Source organism: Megasphaera micronuciformis F0359 (assembly GCF_000165735.1).
Lineage (GTDB): Bacteria > Bacillota > Negativicutes > Veillonellales > Megasphaeraceae > Megasphaera > Megasphaera micronuciformis.
Genome location: NZ_GL538186.1, coordinates 1 through 19192 on the forward strand (window position 1 = coordinate 1; position 19192 = coordinate 19192).

Annotated in this window: 25 protein-coding genes; all 25 read right to left on the reverse strand. The window is 47.0% G+C overall.

Going from position 1 to position 19192, the window contains the following annotated elements:
• Positions 1-453: 453 nt before the first annotated feature.
• Complete coding sequence (locus HMPREF9429_RS02405) at positions 454-648, reverse strand: hypothetical protein (RefSeq protein WP_040773448.1); 195 nt, start codon at positions 646-648, stop codon at positions 454-456.
• A gap of 143 nt (positions 649-791) precedes the next feature.
• Entirely contained in the window at positions 792-1004 is a 213-nt protein-coding gene (locus HMPREF9429_RS02410) for a hypothetical protein (protein WP_006941342.1), read from the reverse strand.
• Between the two features lie 1025 nt (positions 1005-2029).
• Complete coding sequence (locus HMPREF9429_RS02420) at positions 2030-2479, reverse strand: hypothetical protein (RefSeq protein WP_232216635.1); 450 nt, start codon at positions 2477-2479, stop codon at positions 2030-2032.
• Positions 2480-2637: 158 nt separating this feature from the next.
• A complete protein-coding gene (locus tag HMPREF9429_RS02425) occupies positions 2638-3252 on the reverse strand; it encodes a GH25 family lysozyme (RefSeq protein WP_006941349.1) in 615 nt (204 codons plus the stop codon).
• Positions 3249-3614, reverse strand: coding sequence for a hypothetical protein (locus HMPREF9429_RS02430; protein ID WP_006941353.1), 366 nt, complete (start codon positions 3612-3614; stop codon positions 3249-3251). The genes HMPREF9429_RS02425 and HMPREF9429_RS02430 overlap by 4 nt, the downstream gene beginning before the upstream one ends.
• A complete protein-coding gene (locus HMPREF9429_RS02435) occupies positions 3611-3931 on the reverse strand; it encodes a hypothetical protein (protein WP_006941354.1) in 321 nt (106 codons plus the stop codon). The genes HMPREF9429_RS02430 and HMPREF9429_RS02435 overlap by 4 nt, the downstream gene beginning before the upstream one ends.
• 11 nt (positions 3932-3942) lie before the next feature.
• On the reverse strand, positions 3943-4935 hold the full coding sequence (locus tag HMPREF9429_RS02440; protein ID WP_006941355.1) for a hypothetical protein: 993 nt from the start codon (positions 4933-4935) through the stop codon (positions 3943-3945).
• A 14-nt stretch (positions 4936-4949) separates the two neighbouring features.
• A complete protein-coding gene (locus tag HMPREF9429_RS02445) occupies positions 4950-5261 on the reverse strand; it encodes a hypothetical protein (RefSeq protein WP_006941356.1) in 312 nt (103 codons plus the stop codon).
• 13 nt (positions 5262-5274) lie between these two features.
• Entirely contained in the window at positions 5275-5829 is a 555-nt protein-coding gene (locus HMPREF9429_RS02450) for a hypothetical protein (protein WP_006941358.1), read from the reverse strand.
• Positions 5829-6293, reverse strand: a complete 465-nt coding sequence (locus HMPREF9429_RS02455) for a hypothetical protein (protein ID WP_198005674.1) — start codon at positions 6291-6293, stop codon at positions 5829-5831. Before HMPREF9429_RS02455 ends, HMPREF9429_RS02450 begins: the two co-directional genes overlap by 1 nt.
• A 32-nt stretch (positions 6294-6325) precedes the next feature.
• Positions 6326-9472, reverse strand: a complete 3147-nt coding sequence (locus HMPREF9429_RS02460; protein ID WP_006941361.1) for a phage tail protein — start codon at positions 9470-9472, stop codon at positions 6326-6328.
• Entirely contained in the window at positions 9472-9936 is a 465-nt protein-coding gene (locus HMPREF9429_RS02465; RefSeq protein ID WP_006941362.1) for an NlpC/P60 family protein, read from the reverse strand. The genes HMPREF9429_RS02460 and HMPREF9429_RS02465 overlap by 1 nt, the downstream gene beginning before the upstream one ends.
• A complete protein-coding gene (locus HMPREF9429_RS02470; protein ID WP_006941363.1) occupies positions 9933-10784 on the reverse strand; it encodes a DUF2163 domain-containing protein in 852 nt (283 codons plus the stop codon). The genes HMPREF9429_RS02465 and HMPREF9429_RS02470 overlap by 4 nt, the downstream gene beginning before the upstream one ends.
• On the reverse strand, positions 10781-11344 hold the full coding sequence (locus HMPREF9429_RS02475) for a DUF2460 domain-containing protein (protein WP_006941364.1): 564 nt from the start codon (positions 11342-11344) through the stop codon (positions 10781-10783). The genes HMPREF9429_RS02470 and HMPREF9429_RS02475 overlap by 4 nt, the downstream gene beginning before the upstream one ends.
• A gap of 2 nt (positions 11345-11346) precedes the next feature.
• Positions 11347-14508, reverse strand: coding sequence for a tape measure protein (locus HMPREF9429_RS09225; protein WP_006941365.1), 3162 nt, complete (start codon positions 14506-14508; stop codon positions 11347-11349).
• Positions 14508-14786 (reverse strand): hypothetical protein, encoded by a 279-nt coding sequence (locus HMPREF9429_RS02485; RefSeq protein ID WP_006941366.1) that lies wholly within the window; start codon positions 14784-14786, stop codon positions 14508-14510. Before HMPREF9429_RS02485 ends, HMPREF9429_RS09225 begins: the two co-directional genes overlap by 1 nt.
• 56 nt (positions 14787-14842) lie before the next feature.
• On the reverse strand, positions 14843-15226 hold the full coding sequence (locus HMPREF9429_RS02490; protein ID WP_006941367.1) for a hypothetical protein: 384 nt from the start codon (positions 15224-15226) through the stop codon (positions 14843-14845).
• Positions 15227-15245: 19 nt separating this feature from the next.
• Positions 15246-15716 (reverse strand): phage tail tube protein, encoded by a 471-nt coding sequence (locus HMPREF9429_RS02495; protein ID WP_006941368.1) that lies wholly within the window; start codon positions 15714-15716, stop codon positions 15246-15248.
• Positions 15716-16192 carry a hypothetical protein gene (locus HMPREF9429_RS02500; protein ID WP_006941369.1) on the reverse strand — a complete coding sequence of 159 codons (477 nt, stop codon included), beginning with the start codon at positions 16190-16192 and terminating at the stop codon, positions 15716-15718. Before HMPREF9429_RS02500 ends, HMPREF9429_RS02495 begins: the two co-directional genes overlap by 1 nt.
• A gap of 5 nt (positions 16193-16197) precedes the next feature.
• A complete protein-coding gene (locus HMPREF9429_RS02505; protein ID WP_156780700.1) occupies positions 16198-16578 on the reverse strand; it encodes a hypothetical protein in 381 nt (126 codons plus the stop codon).
• 15 nt (positions 16579-16593) lie between these two features.
• On the reverse strand, positions 16594-17073 hold the full coding sequence (locus tag HMPREF9429_RS08860; protein ID WP_006941371.1) for an HK97-gp10 family putative phage morphogenesis protein: 480 nt from the start codon (positions 17071-17073) through the stop codon (positions 16594-16596).
• A gap of 1 nt (position 17074) precedes the next feature.
• Positions 17075-17281 carry a hypothetical protein gene (locus HMPREF9429_RS02515; RefSeq protein ID WP_006941372.1) on the reverse strand — a complete coding sequence of 69 codons (207 nt, stop codon included), beginning with the start codon at positions 17279-17281 and terminating at the stop codon, positions 17075-17077.
• A gap of 11 nt (positions 17282-17292) precedes the next feature.
• Positions 17293-18213 carry a hypothetical protein gene (locus tag HMPREF9429_RS02520; protein WP_006941373.1) on the reverse strand — a complete coding sequence of 307 codons (921 nt, stop codon included), beginning with the start codon at positions 18211-18213 and terminating at the stop codon, positions 17293-17295.
• A gap of 3 nt (positions 18214-18216) precedes the next feature.
• Positions 18217-18849: a hypothetical protein gene (locus tag HMPREF9429_RS02525; RefSeq protein ID WP_040773452.1), complete on the reverse strand. Its 633-nt coding sequence runs from the start codon at positions 18847-18849 to the stop codon at positions 18217-18219.
• A 130-nt stretch (positions 18850-18979) separates the two neighbouring features.
• The gene (locus HMPREF9429_RS02530; RefSeq protein ID WP_006941375.1) at positions 18980-19192 is read right to left on the reverse strand and encodes a hypothetical protein; all 213 of its coding nucleotides are present in this window, start codon (positions 19190-19192) and stop codon (positions 18980-18982) included.

Genomic DNA, 19192 nt, shown 5'->3' on the forward strand with positions numbered 1-19192 from the left:
TTTCTTTGTCACATATGTCCTGTTCTCTTACAATCGGGGCGCTATGTTGAATATTAATACACAATATCTTTTCGGTGATACCGTAGTTTGCAACTTGGCTCCCGATAAATAATACTAACATGTGCTTTCTTTTCATGTCTTTCCATGATAGGATATAGATAAGAGAATGAGGGCGTTGCCCTCATCCTTCTTACTTCTTGCCGTTAAGCCTGTCCCAGATGCTTATCAGTCCTACTAGAGTGATTAATTACCTGAGATATAAGGCTAACGGCTTTTTCTATATCCGTTATCATGTTTTCACCTCTTTGTTGTAATTTCTACAAGAAATTAGGCCTTCCGGAATATTCCGGAAGGCCTTTTGCTTATTTCTTCGACAATTCGGTAAATCCGTCTTGAATTGTCTGTATGATATTATCTATTGTAGAATGAATACCTCGCAGATAAATTCGATTTCTAATCTTCGCCCACACCGATTGAGTCATTTCGATTTCTGCTCGGTTCGGTTTCTTGTCTTGCAGCCTTTTCTTTGGCTTCTCGTTGCTCTTTCGACTCGCCGTTCAATTTCCCGACTTCTGCCTTAATGGTCTCCACCATTGCCGCACTGCCGTTGAGCTTTTCCGGTGCTGCATACAATTCTGCCATTGTCATGGTTCTCATTCTCCTTTTCGAACACATTAAATATATGTGATGCGGTCTCCTCCGCTTTTCACCAATAAAAAATGCCCTACGCACCACTGCGCAAGGCATGAAAAAAGCACCCACATTCGTGAGTGCTAAAAGATATTTCTCCGTTACCAGTCAACTTGAGGCAAGCAGTCCTTAAGAGGCTTTCCGTCAAACATCTGATTGTTTACCAAATCATCAATCGTATCATAGTAAGCTCGCTCTTCATTACTTAAAAACTCATAACCTTTATCTGTTCCACAAGCCAAAAACGTTTTTCCGTTATATTCGTATGTTGTATCGGTCGTAGCAACCATATCTTTAAACTCTTCAATTGTCATGACTTAAGGCTCCTTTCTACATCTGTAAGTGCTTGTGGCTTACTTTTTCGCACTTCGTCTTTCCCCGTTTTTTCATTCTTCACGATTTTATATTCATGCTTATGCCAATAATCAGGCTTATCATCCGTCTCCATGTTATGTTTTTTCGGATATCCATGATGCCCAAAGTGTATTTGTAAGCACATGTTTCCATTTTCATCATAAAAAGTGATATTTTCTTGCATTTGTTCGGGGCCACATTTTGATAAATGGCGAATTGCCGTATTAGGTTCTCCTCGCATAGGGATTTTGTGATGAACCTCATTCGTTCTATCAATGATTTCTGACTTAAGTATACCCTATAAGCTGGCTCTTGCAATACATTGTCTTTGCCTGCAGGCTTTCTAACCTCAAAACCCTCTTTAGAGACGCTCCTAGCATTAGCAAACCATTCTTTTTTGCCGTTCATTACATCTTTTCTGCCATGGATACCAAGTAGCCGCTCTTGCTCTCGTTTCGGAAGCGTATCGATGTATGCTTTTCCACCTTTATCGACATTATCCTTTTGCCTACTCATGTCAATCATGCCGTCGACAATCGGCTTTATTCTACATAAGCAGTGAGGATGTGCCGGGAGCTTCGGGAATTTATCCTTCGGTAATATACCCTTGCCGAGTCCGTACAGGTCGGCATGTGCGTATACGTCGCAAATATCGCACTTCGGATGTCTATCGGCATTTATGTAGTTGTATACGATGAATATATAAAAATCCGGTATAACGACAAAAGCGAACTACCCATCCTTATCAATTAATAAGAATAAGTAGTTCGCTTTTGCATTCTCTGGTGGAATGTAGCGACCTACAATCGAACTTCATCTTCTACCCTGAAGGGTTCTCGTATATCGTTCGTCGAGTCGCTTAGTAGAATGTAAGCGTTCCTAACCAAGCCTCATTAATTAACTTCCGAATAACTTCCGACCGATTCAAGCCCTGAGCCTCAGCATAAAAAAACAAGGCCCCCGATTATTCGGAGGCCTTTTTGCATCACCATTCTTTTATTGTGTACATTACTGTACCACCCTGAACGCCCGTGCCGTCAGTGTGTATAATTCCTTCAACTCGCCCCGCTTGGTAGCCAATCGATAAGTACGGCTTGCCGTCGATGTACGTGCCGCCTGCTTTAATCTTGTGGTTGTTCCGTAAGTTGATTTTATAAACGTCAACTTTTTGTTTTTCTTCGTCAACAGTTACAACCGTTCTATCTGATTTCGCTCGTGCCGCAGACGGGATCTGACTATCGTTCTTCCGTATTGCTTGCTCCGTTCTATCGGCGGCTGCGTTCAAATTCGGAGCGGTCACATAATATGACACGTTCGGAGCAGTCTTCCCGTCGTGAATGCGTTCGATTTTCGTTACAATTTCAGTTGCTTCACGGTCCGTAACGTGTAAATCTTTCTTTACCGAATTTTTGTCCGTTGTGTCCGAAAATTGCATTCGTGTAGGCTCGTCTGACGGCTGTTTCACGTGGTGTACAGCAAAGTATATGCCAAACAAACAAAAACCAGTCAGAACGCAAAATAAGCCAAGTTTTAGCCATTTGCCTGTTTTTTCGTCGTGAAAGGGTTGAAAGTTCATCAATTCACCGCCTTCGCCTAGTCGTACATGACGTTTTCGTCTACATTCACGCCGTCGACGTTGCCGGATTCTGAATATTGCCATATTTTTATGTTCGCATTCGGCTTATCAAGTTGTAAGTCATTTCGGCTAGAATATTGTGCAACCCAAAGCGGAACATAATTCGGCAAGCTGTCGATATTCATTCCGTTCATGAACATATCATAGCTTCCGTATACGCCTACGTACTTGCCTGCGGCGTTCATTCGGTTGACCCAAGCCATAACGACGGTTGTCAGTTCATCAGCTCCGAGATTCCTTTGTGCTTCGGTTTCGACATCAAGCCATATACCTGCCGACAGGTCTACCCCGTCGAGGTATGTATTCAGTTGGTTGAGTAACCAGTCCGCTTCGGCTTCGGCTTCTTCGGTAGTAGTTGCCATCGAGTAATAATATACGCCTAACTCCATGCCGTTCGCTTTGGCTTCGTTAATATTATGTACGAACAGGTCATCGAGATTATAGCAACTTGCTGTATATCCGACATAGCAGGTATAACCGATACGGCAGATACAGAAATCATAACCGAGTATCCTCGCACGCTCGAAGTCTAAGCCTTCTTGCCAAGTGGATACGTCTATACCGTATTTCATCGCTTTCCTTCACCTCTTTCGTTGTTCATCGGCACTTGCGGCCGTTGCTGTTCTTCCAGTCTGTCCGGGATTCCGTTGCCGTTTCGGTCAATGAACAATGCCAGAAACCCAGAAAAGGCGACAACCACGGGCGGCGTGAACACATGGTCCACGATGCCCGAGCCCACCGTAATTAGTCGCCCGTGTTCTTCGCTTACGTATCCTTGTAAGAACGACAACAGATACGTAATCGACATCAGTACAATCGGCGTAATCATAATCGATACGAGGAATCGAGTCGCAATAATCCCTATCGGACTGATTCTCGCAATCCTTGCCGACTGGAACGCTCGCTTGAGTGAGTTAATAACCTTCTCTCTCATCGCTTATCTCCGTGCATTTCATTCCTCAAATCATTTACACGAGCCTCGAGGACGTCAACACGTCCAACAAGCTGAAGGTGACGCTGTGCCTGTTGTATGCGGTCTTGACGAGATAGCTTGATTTCTTCCTTTAACTCACGCAAGGTTTCGATGAGTGTATCGTATTTAGAAGAAAAAAATGTGCGGTCGTTGATTCTATCTTCTTCGAGCCGCTGTAAGAACGGGCGAATCACCAAGTAATAAGCCATGCCGCCGAGCGTACTTATAATCGTTAGGGTTGTCAATACGTCTGCCAACTCAAAACTCCATGTCCACATAGGCCGCCCCCTTACAGTCTGTCTTGCTTAGCATAGCTAACCCCTACGCCGTGGTCCCACGTAGAGCCGTCGCAGTCGATGTTCGCCCAACTGAACACGTCATCGGCGTACCCTTCTGCTCGGCCTTTTCGCCTGAATTCGAGGTTAAGCCGCTCGGACTGACTAGGCAACTGAATATGCCTGGGCATTTCTTTATCTCTCGGGAAATACGCTTTACTCGTCAATCTTGCAAGCAACATCATGCCTGTAATCGTAATGTCATCGCCGCCGCCCGAAAGTTCGTTAAGCTCCAGGCTGTCGAAGTGAAGCGAGTCAAGATTCGGATTATTATATATCGGGTCGAGCATAGCGTATGCCGGAAATTCGATAACAGCTTGACCGTCTGCACGCCGATAAATCTTCACGCCGTTCTCGTTGAACAGCTCTTCATTGCCCCCGCCCGTCTGCACTGCCGGGATTGTAAGCGAAGCGGCCGTACCTTCGCTGCTGTTCGGGTACTCCATTGTAAGAATCTTTTCGTTGCCGTCAAAAGGTTGCATGAGGGCAAAGTCAAGCCGTCCGCTGTCGGGTATCATCTGACGATTGCCCGTCGTGTCCACAACATAAAATCCGGGCTGACCTTCCACATGTACGACCGTGTCTCCGACTGCAACCGACGTACCGTCAACAAGCTTGAATTCGGCAAGATCCGAGGTATAGCGACCGTCGGGAATGACTTCCCGTAACAACGCTTTGAGAACGTCCTCCAGGCTGTCGCTGTCGACCTTCATCGCTCTATCCTTCATCATTCTGTATACTGTCAGAAAGTTCATGCTGACCGGCTCGGAGCTGCTGCCGTTCTGCCCGTGAAGGCTTTCGAGCCATTCGTCAACCGTGCCAACAAAGCCCTGTTCGACAGCTACTTCGTAAGCACTCTTGCCGTCCTTGCCCGGTAAGCCCGGGACTTGTACGGCAATGTTAAGCGGATTCGGTAATGTGAGTTCTACTTTTTGTTTTTCTTCCATTTTTTGTTCCCCCTCTAATGCATTGATTCATCATATACGATTCTCATATCGCCCATAATGAGCTTGTAGCTGTAGTCGTTTTCCTTTGTTACGAATACGTCGTACTTACCGACACGGTACCGTCTCGGTATCTCTCGACTACGCTCGCCAGGTATCTTCACTGTAACGGATTCCCCGTCAACGGTGCAGTCGGCTGCTACAAGCTCGATGTCGTTTTCTGTGCGGACCTTCATTACCGCCGTCGCTCCTGTGAAGTCGTGGCCGTCAGCAACGTACCGCCGAACGAAGTCAGATCCGCAGTGCAGTTCATCGTTGAATATCGTCATTCGCTCACCTACTTTATATGAGATACATCGACAACCATATAGACCGTTTGTCCACAAGGCACCTCATCGTAAACCATCGCTCTTCCGATGCCCCGATGTTGTTCTTGTACGATTCAAAAACAACTACCCCATCTTTTACTCTTAAGTGAACTCCACTTAATACGCCCCATGCGTCCCAAGCGGCATCCTCATAAACTGCATAATAATAAACGAATTCATCGTTACACTGTACAATGGCACATTCTTTATCCGTCGGAATAGTATATCCAGGCTTATCTGAATAGTGAAGCACTTTAAGAGGAAGCCAGTTACTGTCATATACAACTCGGCCAACTTCGTTAATAACTTGTAGCCCCATGCCGTGTTCAGAAGGCTGTTGAGAGTCTGCTGAAAATACGTATCGGCGCCCTTCATTGGAAGGGCTGCAGCCATATGCAGTCAGGCAATTTATTCCGTATGCAAAGCTTTCATCTTTGCTTTTTTCCTTGTCATACCAAAAATTCACATATGATTCATTAATTACAATCTCGCCGTCATCTGTATATACTCTCAATCCTGTCTCTGCCATTAATATAACCCCCAGTATAATATCCCAGGCGAACCGGCCCACGCCATTTTATATGAATACGAAATTTTGCCGTCATCAATAGTAATGACAGGATTAATATAGTGCTCCCACATCATATACTCATCTCCTGAGCTTCTAGGAAATACCACGGCCGCCCATGTTCGGTTCTTTTTAATAAGCGGGTTTGTAATTTCGCCCGGCGTTTTTCCGTCGATGTTGATATATCCTAATGAATTACATATCGTGTCAGTCGTATTAATGACGATATTTCCGTCCTCATCAAAGACCTGCATACCTTCTGCCATATATATCACCGTTCCTTTCGTTTCTTTGCCGTTGTTTATGATTGTTACCGCTTCACCTTTATTGTTTCCATGTTTAGTTGCGGTCTGTACGCTTTCTTCCTTCTGTGCAGTATCAGGCGGTTTCTTGCTTTTATTTTTTAGCAATATAACGGCTGCCACTACAACCACTAAAGCAATTCCGATTACCACGGTTACCATACCCCCATTCTGACTCGTAGCCTATCATTAGAATCGTAAACTTCGATGAGATTGTCTCGTATCTCCGTCCGAGCGCCACTCGTTGCAGTACGAAGTGTGCCGATAGTCGCCGAAATAGCCGATAAGCTTTCCACATGCATTTTGTCGGCGGTCACCGCACCGGCTTGAATCATCTTCGGAGTGACAATGTTGTCATCGAAGAGTGCTTGGCCAGTGACATGTAGCAGCTTGCCGTCGATTCGTGTTCCTGTTGGTGACAGATTAATACGAGATATCAGCTCCTTGCCGTCTAGGCTGTTAAGCCGTAAATCAACGCTGTTTGAGAGCTGAGTAATACGAGTCGACGTTCCGGTTACTTCTGACTTCACAACCCCAACATCACCCTCAATCTTGGCAATCGCCCGGTCTATTTCATCCAGGCCTAGTGCTTCACGACTGATGATTGACTTATCTATCTCGAGCTTCACTGTGGCAAGCTGTTCACCGCTCTTTTCGCCTTCTCCGAAGATATCCGTATAAGCAACTCGTACTCGGTAGATGCCAGGCGTAAGAATCAGAGAGAACGAATTAGTCGGAGTGAAGTAAACCGCATCGTCGACATATACGTTGGCCCCTCGGCAACCAAGCGGAACAGGGTCAAACGTAACGCCGATTCCCGACATGCCGCCTTTAGCCGTTATATGCGTCGGTACTTTCGGTGCTTTAACACTATACTCAAGCATAGCCGGAGCGCTGTATCCCTTCATCGGATTGTGAGCGTACAAGTACACTCGCCCGCTTCGTTCCGTCAGTGTTCCGACGTATGTCGTATTCGTGCTTTTACCGATACGGCCGACCTCTTGACCCGGATTCAAGTCATGTCGAATCTCATAGAAGTCAATATCGGCGTTTCGCACCTCGAGCCAATTAAATGTGGCCGCATTTCCGAAGGTAACGGCAAAGCCTTGTGGTGTATTCGGGACTTCTGATTTCATTTCGACAGTAAACCTCTTAATAAGGCCTTGTGAATAGTTACCGTGTCGGTCTTTAACCCTGATTCGAATGTCATACGTATGACCAAGCTCACACCCACTGATGACGATTTGGCCGTCACCGTTACCGCCATATTTCCAGTCACCTGAGCCTTCTTTATACCACCCTTCGGCTGTATCGAAGCTTGTAATTTGAGGCGGTGCAAAGGTTGCGATAACATCAAAAGACGAAACGCCGTCGCCTAAGTCGTAATATTTCGTATATACGGCAAGGTCTCGAACTTCAGGAATGTAATACGGCTGTATCGTATACTCAATGGCCTGCACTTCGGAAAGGTCCTGCTCATTGGACCCGAACATATTCACCGAAGCACACTTAATCCATATCTTCTTGCCGATATCTTCCGTGCGGTACGGAGCGTGAAATAGTGCTTCATCGATTCGCACGCACTGCGAACCTTCGGCGTGGTTATTAGCTGTCGTGGCGTATTGGCCACGCACTAAGCCTGTTAGTAAATACCGCCCGTCAGGCTGAAGAGTCGCACCTTCGTAACTCAGGCACTCGCCGTCAATCCAAATGAGCGTGTTCCCTCGCTGAGCGTCGATAGCCGATCCGCCTCGAAGCTCACCTGAGAATAGTTCGACTATGCAGCTTGTTGATTCGGCTGTCATGGCTGCAGCCAATCGTCCAATACGTGCCTGTGCCGTAATCTTACCGGCTTCTTTATATGAGTCGCCTGTGTCTGATACCCACACCGTACAGCCACCCCATCCCGACGGAGCCGTTACACCTAATAGCAGCTCGTTTCCTGATACATCTCCAGGTGTCTGTACAATGGAATAATGGTTAATAGCCGGAGCCGGAACATTATAGTCCGTAAACGGCCGTTCGTTCTCATGTACGTCGTACCGTGCCGGTGCGTATGTACCAGGCGGCTTGCCTTCTGCTGTGATTTCAAGCTCACCGTCAGCCGCTTCGTTAACAGCCGTAATAACAACGACTTGCCTGTCGAGTTGACATAATTCATCGGTAAGAGTTACAAGGTCTCCAGGCTCTAATCTACAAAAGGCCCAGTCAAGATGAAACGTGTACTGATTCTTGCTATACAGCCGCTTCATAGCTAATTGTTCAGCGTAATACTGCGCTCTCTTTTTCGTATATAAGTAGTGTGCAGTCTTTTTGCTTGCAGGCTTCATACCGTTCTTCTGAACGTCAGCTACCACTTCGAAGGACACCGTTTCTTTTTCGTACCCGTTGGCACGATTGATAAATTCAACAGTAGCTTGGTTATACGTCTCCGAGCTGTCTTTACGCTTATAGATAACGAGTTGCCCGTCACTGCCAGGAATAAGGTCGTCGGCCGTAAGGTTGTATTGGATTTCTTTTTTAGGATTCCAATCTCCGACCGCTTTGTCGGCCAAGGGTACAATCTTCAGCCGGTCATCGGACCAGAAAAGGTAACAATTGGTGATTTCAGCGATATCGTTAATGATTTGCTGTGCCTTTTTCGCCGATTCGTCAGTCGGTGTCGAGATAAGAATATCGGCTGCTGCACAGTACTTACGGAAGTTCTCAATCCCCTCGATTTTGACATCTTCAATCCCTGCCGCTTTCAGCACATACAGAATATAATCAGCCGGATTCACGTCGATCCCGTCGCCTGTCTCGAGAAGTTTTCCTTTAACTTCAAAATTATACGTCGGAAGGCTGCCACGATTGCCGAGGTCGACAACGCCTGCCATATACGCTAATCCGCTGTACGGCAGTGCCTTTTCAGGGTGCTTGCTAGTAACGTACGGCCACGGCTCTTGCCCGTATTCGCCTTTATAAAGGGATAATTGGATGTCGGCTTGAGGGTACTCGTAGACTTCCTTATCCTTCCACACCTTACCGATACCTTGTATAGGCCCTTCACATAAAGCAATGGCTGCGGCTACGGTATACGTATAGTCTATTTCCGTATGCTTTGAGCCGCCGCCTTTACCGGTGCGGCTTGTGTGCTTATGTTCGTGTGCCGTAAAATCATCCCAATAGATGATATTGCCCGATACCCTGGTTGTCCCAAGGACTTCAGGTACCGTTTCGCCGTATGACGCACTATTTATTTGGAAATCGCCGATAATATCGGCTCGATTCGTTGTATTGTTTTTCTTAAACAGAAAACCCATTAAGCTGCGCCCCCTTTCTTCGGATTGAAGCGATACACGGCACGGAGCCTTGATTTCCCTCGATTATCGTAAAACAGAATATCGTCGACATTCGAGATAATAACGCCAATGTCAACGAAGGCGTGAATAACTTTGTCATTGCCGATATATACCGCCCCATGACTTACACACCGCCCGTATTGATATAGCAAAAAGTCGCCGATTTGAGGTTCTCCCTGAACTTCGTCGGCGACTTGCTGTATGTACTTTAAATATTTTTCTTCAGAACGATGTAAATGCCATTCGTTCGAGTAGTTTTCTATCTGTAACTTGCCTTTTGCTATCAAACCCGATCCGACAAGTGACGCAACAAGAAGGTATGCACAATCGACTCCGTGACCTTTGGCCATGGCGTTATTAACGTACGGAGTACCGAGCCACTCAAGAGCTGCGTTTGCGATTTTTTGCCCTGTAGTCTTTCTCATCGTATCGTCTCCTTCAACGGAACATACGGAGTGGCTCTATTTCGCGCGAAATTATCGAACTTCTTCTTGCACGTTTCAGGCGTTTTATCGCAACCGGGATAAATATAAGCTTCGCTTCCAACGGCCGCTTGCGTATCACTCGGACTCATGTACATAACGGTACCGTTCGAGCTGCTCATTATCTGAGTCGATTGTCCTGCAAGGGGACCTGATACCCATTCGATACCGCCTGCATTGTAATAACCGTCTTCAAACGGCACGTCTATTCCGACAGTGTTCACGCCTGTAAGTGCCGTTACTTTCATTCGCTTACGGTACTTTTTAATGTCGACACCGCACTCCTTGGAATACACGCAATAAGGGCATTGCGGATAGTACCGCTTACTAGGAAACTCTGTATTTAACTTCTGTACGACAGACTTTACATCAAGCGTTATCGTGAAACCTCCGCCTTGTTTTACCTCGACTGTTCCGGTGAAGATATCCACAGCGTCAATCAGCGTTCCATCTTGCTTAAAGAACGCACGTTTTAGCTCCATGGTAGCTCCATCCAATCCGCCGTTATGAGCGACTGCCAATATCGGCACGCCGCCTATTTGGTCGTACTTATCACACGATACCGAAACGGAAAGCTTATCAACCGCCACATCGGAATGTGTCGAGGTCTTGTTACGAGTAATGACAGGCCCGTCTGCACGGTAGACATGTCCACCGTGACTTACGTTTGAGTCCGTATCCGTCCAGTAATACGCCATGCCGCTTTGAAGTCGAAGGGCATACAAGTCGCAACTGCGGAACGACTTTGCCGTATTTAAGTGTTGAGTTAATGCTTCTCCTGCCTGTTTCATTGCACGGTCACCAACTTAAAGGATTTTGATTTGTAAACGTCTTTATATTCAAGCTCTGCCGTAAAGTCACCACTAAGCAGCACCTTCCAATAGTACGTGTAATCGGCCGTGATGACAGCGTCAGGCGATACGGCATCACTAGTCCGAATCGTGCCACCGTCTACAGTCACGTTCTCAACAGGAACACCGTCAGCATAGAGCTTTACATTATCAACGTATGCAACAGGTTCTGTATAATCGCCAAAACGCCTCACTGCTTGCCATTCGCCTTGACTACCCTTTCCTAGGATAATACCTTTTTCTTCGTTATCTTCAGGGTCGAGCCACAAGAAAGGCTCTGTGCCGCCTTGGATTTGCGACACAAAGCCCATCATTTTTTTGTACTCTTCAGGTTTGAGGTATGCGAATTCCGTCGTAATCGTGTACTGCGGATACCGCCACGTCGTCATGGTTCGTACCCTTCCGGATCCGCTACGTTTGGATTTTGTATCCCAGTGCTGCATTTTAGACGACTTCCACGCAAGCGACTTAATACGAGGGAATTTCTTCAATTTTTCCATGGTTACCACACTCCCGACGTACCAATAAATTCACGGTCTTGGTTAACGGTAAACTGACGCAATACTCTGCCGCCTTTCGATTCAAGCCAATTGCCGAAGGACTCGGCATCAAGAGCCGATACATTCAACGTTATGCCACCGGCCGCACCACCGTTTGCCCGTGCGATGCCTGCGCCCATTTCATCATATGTCTGCGTCGATAACGGGATGACCGCTTCGGGGTATTTACCCTCGCCAATTTCTGCGTATGTACGTCCTACTGCCACGCCACCACTTGCCATGTGTAAATTCGGAGCGCTTCCCATAAGCGTGTTTTTAGCCTGCATGGCAAGTCCTGCGGCCGCACCGATTGCGGACTGTGCCGTCCATGCCGCCATACCCGTTGTTGCCGACACGCCACCAGTTGCCATTGCCACCTGCTGCGCAAGTGTTGTCCAAGGCGGTATTTGAGCGTTGGCTGCTGCGACGCTTGCAGCCGTTTCTTGCTGTTGAAGTGTCTTCCCGAGAATGGCTTGTTTAAGCCTTGCCGCCGCCCAATTGGCAACATAATCGGCCAGAGATTTGATAAGGGCCTTGCCGATATTCTCAAACGCCTTACCCAGGCTTGTCGTTCCTTGAAGAAGTCCGGATAACCCCTCTTGAAGTGCGTCAATCCCGGACATCATGGCCCCCATCCACATTTCTTGTGTGTTGAAGTATGAATCCATCACAGCCTGCTGATATTCGTCCAACATTTCTTTACGGAGGTTGTAATTGTCTTGAGTCATGACGTATTCGTCAGTCAAGGCTTGCTGTAGAGACGCAAAGTTTTGTGTCCGTAAGGCTTCATCAATAGCCCACTTCTCTTCGGACATCTGTCGGTACAGGTCGTTACGTTTTAACAGATATTCCTGTTCCTGTGCAAGGAGTTCTTTATTCTTCTCGGCCTCGAATGTAATTTCATTCTTCCCGACGATTTCATACGCAATGCCGTTAGCGTCAAGAGCCGCTTTATATTCAGCCTGTTGTTGCTTGGTCATCTTGATATATTCATCAGAGAAGCCTTGCCACTTATCCGTAATACTGTTTACCGCTTCTTCGTGGTCTTTTTCGAGCTGTGTAAGCGGTGAAGCACTACCTGTCGAGTCCTTCGTACTAATCGAGAAGTTAAAATCCTTGGCCATATCCCGGACTTTATTCCACACTTCACGAATTGCTTCTTGCTCTTCGTGTTCGGCCTGGATACGCTTTTCAGCGTAAATAGCCTGAAGACTCGTCAGGTCTTCCTGGTAGTGTTCGTTAGCGTCCTTGGACTTATTTAGTTCTTCCAGTTCCTTTTTATACTGAAGCTCAACTAACTCGCTCTGCTTGCCGAACATCTCGAGATAGTTCTGTTGAATTTGCTCATGGATCCGTTTGGCTTCTTCGGCTAATTGGTTACCGGCGCTACCTGCACCACCACCGCCACCGCCGCCTGAGCCACCTGACCCACCGCCGCCACCGGCTCCTCCGGCATCGTAACCGCCGCCGTCATAGCCGCCACCGTCAATTTCACCGCCACCACCGCCAGACAGTGCGTTAAACAGATCTCCGGCTGCAGATTTAATAGTATCGCCAGCAGCCTGTGCTTCTTCAGGACTAATGCCTTCAATATTATTAATAGCTGAGAAATCAAAATCGAATACCGATGCAAGCTTAGCCCCAACGCCGTTTACAGCGTTAATCAGCTTATTAATGAGAGCGATAATCTGATTAATCGCCCAGGCTACAGTGTGAACAAGAGTTTCCCACACTGCCGATGCGGTTTCTCCGAATCCCTGAGTCGCTGCGGCACATGTGCCGAGAACTCCGGCCAAAACGGACAATATCGTAATAACAATACCGACGGGATTGGCCCTCATGATTGCGTTCATAACCTTAGTGGCTGCACCCAAGGCCATTGTTCCGACTTTCGCCAGGTTAAGAGTACCGGATAAGGCCATCATAACGCCTCTTACTCCGGCTGTTGCAATAGCACTGGCTATCATGGCCGCCTTAAGCTGAATGGACGCAAGCGTAACGCCTATGGTCGCAATCCTGGACGCTACCATTTGCCCCTTATATAAGGCCTGCGCTGTGGCCGCTGCCTTGGTTGCTACCGATACGGCTAATATGGCCGTTTTCCAAGTCGTGAACGCTACCGCAACCCCGGCAATTATAGGCTTAATCTGATTACCCATTCCAATGATGACCGAAAAGGCTGATTTAATAACCGAAGCCACGGTCCTCACAATTACGCTTAACGCCGAGAAAGCCGCCTTTATGGCCGCAATGGCAACTTGTGCAGCCGCCGACATCACCTTAAAGGATATTCCGATACCCTCGACAATAGCCTGGAAATCACTCGAAGCGGTAATAGAGCTAAGCTGTTCGAGAACCGGCTGAAACGCCTGTAAAGCTTGATTAGAGAGCTGTTGTCCGATTTCGGCGAACGTCATCGGTATTTCTGCGAACTTGGCGTTCGTTTCTTCGGCACTGTTGAACAAGGCTTCTTTAATGACATCGGCCGTAATAAGACCTTGTGATGACATCTCCTTTAATTGTCCGACAGTCATGCCCATTTGCTGAGCAATCGCCTGTGCAAGCATGGGAGCATTTTCCATGATTGAATGGAATTCATCACCCTGCAATTTGCCTGCTGCCATAGCCTGAGTTAACTGGTACATGGCTGCCGTCGATTCCTGGACGCTTGCTCCGGAGATTTTAAATTGTTTATTTAGCTGTTCAACGAAGGCTATCGCTTCATCATTCGAGCTGAAGGCGTCCTTAGCAAGCATGTTCAGTTTAGCTACGCTGTCGGCCATTTCAACGTACCCGCCTCGAGACCGCTGTGCTGCCGCATAGACCTTGTCCATGATTTCGGTCGTCGTCTGAGTGCCGTCGTTAATAAGATTGATACGGGACTTAAGCTGTGCCATTTGGTCAGCCGTATCGGATACTTTCCCGGCAAGCTGAGCAACCTCTTGGGCAACCAAAGCTACACCTGCTGCCGCCGCTGCCATGGGCATCTTCTCTAGTGCCTTCTTGGCAATGCCGCCCATTTTTTCGCCCAGGGCATTTTCGAGCTTACTACCGACTCGGTCAATCGCCGCCTCGGCACTTGAGCTATCGCCTTTTATCTTGACGTGAATATTTGCGTTTGCCATTACAACTCACCCCCTTCTTCAAGCCATTCTCTCATAAATTCCATTTCCTCTTTTTTACGATCCAGTCGTGTCGGAGGATGTAAATCTTTCATGATATCCTTCACTTTAATTTGGTTCTTCTTATCAAGCTGAACATTAACAATAAGTGACGTCATATACGCCGTTCTGGCGTCTTCAATTCGAGTCCGAAGGTCATACCCTTGAACCATCTTCTCAAACTCCATAGGCGTAAGCTCATAGAATTCTGACGGCTTTAAAGCCAAGATACTATAAGCCACTTTTTCGGCTTTTCGTACCCATAATGCAAAAGAAGAGGGGGCATTATGCCCCCCGTTTAGTTTTTTACTGCTTCGTCTTCTTCGGCTTCGATTTCGGCATCATCTTCGGGTGTCTTTTCTTCAGGAAATGCCATGAAGTACGCCTTCTTACCGAGAATGCCACTGCCTGTAATGGCCTTCATAATCGGCATAATAATATCCTGTAACTCAACTTCTCCATTATCGAACAGCTCCTGCAAGCGATCAGAATAAAACTGAACACTGCGACGGCCATACTGACGAAGGCCAATCTCATATGCGGTTATGATATCCGATAAGGACAATTGCTGAATAGCGTTGTAAATCGGCTTACCGACTGCCGATTCAAATTCAGCCAGGCGTTGGATATTAAAGTATAAGCGTTCACCCTTGCCGAAGAAGTCGCATTTAATTTGTTTCATGGTTTATATATTCCCCTCTCTAGGATTTCTTTAATTCAGATAAAGGCCCGATACCTGCCAAGGTGCCCTTATAAGACGCCACATCATCATGCGGAGCTTCAATGGAAAGTTCCGTAATAGATGCCCAACCGGTTACATAAGACTTGTCAGGGTACTCGAATTTAAGGTGTACAGGTTGGTCTTTAAGGAAGGCATCATTCAACGCTTCCAATCCATCATCGTTAGCCATGAGCAAAGTATCTAATTCAATGCTCCATTCCTTAAGACCGGGCAATGTAGACTTCCAACCGCCAGAGTCTTTGTGCGATGCATCGATAGAATCGGCTTTACGGCTAATAGAGCCACCTTTCTGACCGCCGATTTTAGTCCATACCGCACCCGTTGTTTCATCAGTACCTGTATTTAAATAAATAAAATAATTTTTACCCACCGTCGCTAAAGAATTAGCTGCAGACGGTGCCAGTGCTTTTTTCGGTGTTGATGTCGGCATTAGTATATTCCTCCTTCACGAGTTAAATCAAAAAGGCGACACTCAATCGTATACTGCGAACCGAGTAACGGTCGCAATGCGTCGAGGTCGCCCGTTTTTTGTTTAACTTTTAAATCTAAAATCTGATAGTTACTGCCATTAAGTACGCATATATCCTCATTTAGTGAACCGACGGCTTGCCGCATTTGCTTTAAGGCTGCGTCGATTTGCCACTCAAGCTCACTAATTCGAGCGTATCCAACGGATAAATCCGGGTCGTCATTTCGTACCCAGGCTTCAAGATAAATCGTAACGAGAAGCTCGTTTTCGATACTTTCATCATTTACCGTTTCGGATCCTCGAACAAGCATGATTTTTCCGATTTCGTCGACGTTGGCATGTTGCGGTATAACCGCACCAAGCTGTACAGGTGCGGATACTTTACACACAATAAGAACATCCTGAATCCGCTTTAAAAGCTCAAACCACATTATCATATCGGCTACCCCCTGAAGATTTCGCACGACCGATAACCGGAATACTGCGTCGGGTCACCCGTAAGGTCTTCAGGTGTGATCGAGCCTTCAAGCTCTTTTATTCGTCCCTGGATATATGCAAGTTTCTTTCCGTAAAAGTCGTCCGTTTCGCCGCCACGGCCATAAGCCCCGGGCAAGCTGTACGCCTTTCGCACACATGTCTCACGATACGTATACAGTGTTACAAGCTCATCTGCCACAAAACTACGGATAACCTTTGCTTGCTCAACTCCAAGACGCTGTGCGAACAAATACAGCCACTTTTCGGCAATGGCAAGGTCGTTCTTGGTGACGTTTTTTCCAAGTAACTCGTCCGTAAATGCCATTTCGGCCAAGTCATATAACATGTGCATTCACTCCCTTTAAAATTTGAATTCAATCTCACATGCTTGGCCATTACTATACTTTTGTTCAATGGCATCACATATGTCTTTAGTGGCAAGCTTGGTATACTGGCCGAATATCTTAATGATGTCCGGCCTTTTCGTATCTAGCGCTCTATACAAGAACGGATCCATGCGATTACCGGGATGAAGAACGTTTTTTGCGAACAAAAACGAGTTACCGCCAGTCGGGACCCATCGCAAAGCCTTACGATTCTTAGGCCGTATCATGTGCGGCCGTGTGCCTTCGTGAACGAACGGCCCATAATCGGCCAATCCCTCATCAAGATATACAACGGCACTCTTGTCGGTTAACATTCGCATGTCAATAGAGCGAGTCAAATCGCCCGTTCGTGACGTGTAATTGTGATGCGTTTGTGCTTCGTCCTGGACTTCAATGGCCGATGCCTTTACGGCCTGTCGTATTCTCTTATCGAACACATCCCGACTGACGCCCATACTACTCGCCTACCTGTTCTGTTTCTTCAGCCGGTTGTTCTACGGCTTCAGCCTTCTTCGCCTTTGTCTTTTTCGGCTTTTCTTCGACCGACTCCGTTTCTTCGGTCGGCTGTTCGTCCGCCACAAACCCTTCGGCAATTAACTGCTGAAGACGGTATTCAGAATCGGCGTACTGAACTTCGTTAAGCCGAGTTACTCGAGTATTCATACGGTACCTCCTTATGCTCCAGTATTAACGAATACACCCTTAAGCTTGTTGCTCGGAATCCACAGGTCATGGAATTTTCTGTAATCAAGCTTCCAAGCGTCCGCCTTTTGGTTTTCGTCCGGAGTGAAGATGCGGACCTTGTCTGTCTTAGATACGGCAATCGGTGCGCGCTGGGCAATGACAATCCAGTTAATATCCTTCGCTTGAGTATCAGCCTTAAAGCCGCCCGCTTCCTGTCCGCTTGTAGTACCGTTGTTAAATACGTACTGCGTCTTCATTCGAGCAGACGGTACGCCAATGATAGGAATTTCATTGTACGTCCGTACTTTTGTCGTTACCGTACCAGCTGTAAAGTCGCCCGTATCGATGAACTTCTGAATACCCTTTGCATTGTTAAGAATCGTGCGTACCTTGCGATTCATCACGATAACAAGCGGTTCGTCATCGCCTACAATATCCTGCACTGCCGTAATGTCATCGTCGAGCTGTGCCAGGATATTATCAGCCGTCGGCGTAAACGTTGCCTTTTCTTGGCTTGCTGCTTTAGCCAACGCCGCAATACGGCTATAACGATATGCGTCTACTTCAGGAACGACCTGTAAACGTTGGAACTCACCCATAACATTACCCGAAGAAGCCACAAAGTTCGTTTCATCAACACTCATTGCGTCGAGCGAAAAGCTTCTACCACGGTCCTGTGTAAGCTTATAGGTACCGAATTTCAGCGTAACTGCACCCTGTACGAAGCCGCTATCACGGTCGTATGTCGCAAGTCCTGCCGTCGAGATTTCGGGCATTTTTACTTCATCGCCACCGTTATAAATTACCTGTGTTGCGTTGGCTTCCATCCATGCCGATGTTGCTGTTGCGAGCATTTGTGCGTCAAGCCCGTCTTGGAAAATTTTTGCACATTCTAACGTATTAATCGCCATTATTTAGTCTCCTTTCGTTGCCTGAGATATCCCCAGTGCCGCTTCAAACTGTGCTTTTACATCATTGCCGGCATTCTGCCCGGAGCTTCCTTGTCCGCTGCCGCCGTTTTGGTTATCCTTTACCGCCCAAGGCTTACCCTTAAGCCATGTAGTGGCTGCGTCTTCAATCGTCCCGACAGTGCCGTCTTCTTTTTTGAATCCGTACTTGCCATCATCGCCGACTTCAATGCCGCCAACAATAAGCTTGGCGAACTCTTTCGGATCCATTGCGTTATGTTTCGTTAACGCATCGACCGTCTGTGCCATGATGTCTGTTTGGATTCGTTTTTGCTCGGCTTCTTGCCTTGCAGCCTTTTCGGTCTCGAACGATTTGGAAAGGTCATCGAATTTCTTCAGCAGAGTCTTATATTCTGTCGTTTGCTCTCCTGCTCCCGGCTTTTGAAGTTCCGCAATTTGATTGGCCAACGTTTCCTTTGCTTCGGTTAACGTCTTAACCAAAGCTTCAGCCTTTTCTTTGGCTTCTCGTTGCTCTTTCGACTCGCCGTTCAATTTCCCGACTTCCGCTTTAATGGTCTCCACCATCGCCGCACCGCCGTCGAGCTTTTCCAGTGCTGCATACAATTCTGCCATTGTCATGGTTCTCATTCTCCTTTTCGAACACATTAAATATATGTGATGCGGTCTCCTCCGCTTTTCACCAATAAAAAATGCCCTACGCACCACTGCGCAAGGCATGAAAAAAGACCCTCGGCATTACCCGTTGGGTCTAAATTTCTTTGATTGATTGAATTTCGTTTACAAACAGTTCAACCGAGTACCCCTTCTGTTGTAACGATATGGATGCCGGATCCGGCTCATTATCCGCACCAGACGTACAGGATACGAGTCTACCTGTAAAAAGACTACCGTCAACATCAGTAACCTCAAAAGTGCAAGACTTGGCATTCTTAACAAACCCAAATACTGCATCTTCAGTCAT

Coding starts and splice junctions, on each gene's coding strand:
- HMPREF9429_RS02445 (WP_006941356.1), bottom strand. CDS start 5,261: ATGACGATATTCAACGATGAACTGCACTGCGGATCTGACTTCGTTCGG.
- HMPREF9429_RS02450 (WP_006941358.1), bottom strand. CDS start 5,829: ATGGCAGAGACAGGATTGAGAGTATATACAGATGACGGCGAGATTGTA.
- HMPREF9429_RS08860 (WP_006941371.1), bottom strand. CDS start 17,073: ATGGGCGTCAGTCGGGATGTGTTCGATAAGAGAATACGACAGGCCGTA.
- HMPREF9429_RS02410 (WP_006941342.1), bottom strand. CDS start 1,004: ATGACAATTGAAGAGTTTAAAGATATGGTTGCTACGACCGATACAACA.
- HMPREF9429_RS09225 (WP_006941365.1), bottom strand. CDS start 14,508: ATGGCAAACGCAAATATTCACGTCAAGATAAAAGGCGATAGCTCAAGT.
- HMPREF9429_RS02420 (WP_232216635.1), bottom strand. CDS start 2,479: ATGCAATTTTCGGACACAACGGACAAAAATTCGGTAAAGAAAGATTTA.
- HMPREF9429_RS02470 (WP_006941363.1), bottom strand. CDS start 10,784: ATGAAACAGGCAGGAGAAGCATTAACTCAACACTTAAATACGGCAAAG.
- HMPREF9429_RS02525 (WP_040773452.1), bottom strand. CDS start 18,849: ATGACAATGGCAGAATTGTATGCAGCACTGGAAAAGCTCGACGGCGGT.
- HMPREF9429_RS02515 (WP_006941372.1), bottom strand. CDS start 17,281: ATGAATACTCGAGTAACTCGGCTTAACGAAGTTCAGTACGCCGATTCT.
- HMPREF9429_RS02435 (WP_006941354.1), bottom strand. CDS start 3,931: ATGTGGACATGGAGTTTTGAGTTGGCAGACGTATTGACAACCCTAACG.
- HMPREF9429_RS02500 (WP_006941369.1), bottom strand. CDS start 16,192: ATGATAATGTGGTTTGAGCTTTTAAAGCGGATTCAGGATGTTCTTATT.
- HMPREF9429_RS02465 (WP_006941362.1), bottom strand. CDS start 9,936: ATGAGAAAGACTACAGGGCAAAAAATCGCAAACGCAGCTCTTGAGTGG.
- HMPREF9429_RS02405 (WP_040773448.1), bottom strand. CDS start 648: ATGACAATGGCAGAATTGTATGCAGCACCGGAAAAGCTCAACGGCAGT.
- HMPREF9429_RS02460 (WP_006941361.1), bottom strand. CDS start 9,472: ATGGGTTTTCTGTTTAAGAAAAACAATACAACGAATCGAGCCGATATT.
- HMPREF9429_RS02490 (WP_006941367.1), bottom strand. CDS start 15,226: ATGAAACAAATTAAATGCGACTTCTTCGGCAAGGGTGAACGCTTATAC.
- HMPREF9429_RS02475 (WP_006941364.1), bottom strand. CDS start 11,344: ATGGAAAAATTGAAGAAATTCCCTCGTATTAAGTCGCTTGCGTGGAAG.
- HMPREF9429_RS02430 (WP_006941353.1), bottom strand. CDS start 3,614: ATGAGAGAGAAGGTTATTAACTCACTCAAGCGAGCGTTCCAGTCGGCA.
- HMPREF9429_RS02530 (WP_006941375.1), bottom strand. CDS start 19,192: ATGACTGAAGATGCAGTATTTGGGTTTGTTAAGAATGCCAAGTCTTGC.
- HMPREF9429_RS02495 (WP_006941368.1), bottom strand. CDS start 15,716: ATGCCGACATCAACACCGAAAAAAGCACTGGCACCGTCTGCAGCTAAT.
- HMPREF9429_RS02440 (WP_006941355.1), bottom strand. CDS start 4,935: ATGGAAGAAAAACAAAAAGTAGAACTCACATTACCGAATCCGCTTAAC.
- HMPREF9429_RS02520 (WP_006941373.1), bottom strand. CDS start 18,213: ATGGCGATTAATACGTTAGAATGTGCAAAAATTTTCCAAGACGGGCTT.
- HMPREF9429_RS02505 (WP_156780700.1), bottom strand. CDS start 16,578: ATGTTATATGACTTGGCCGAAATGGCATTTACGGACGAGTTACTTGGA.
- HMPREF9429_RS02425 (WP_006941349.1), bottom strand. CDS start 3,252: ATGAAATACGGTATAGACGTATCCACTTGGCAAGAAGGCTTAGACTTC.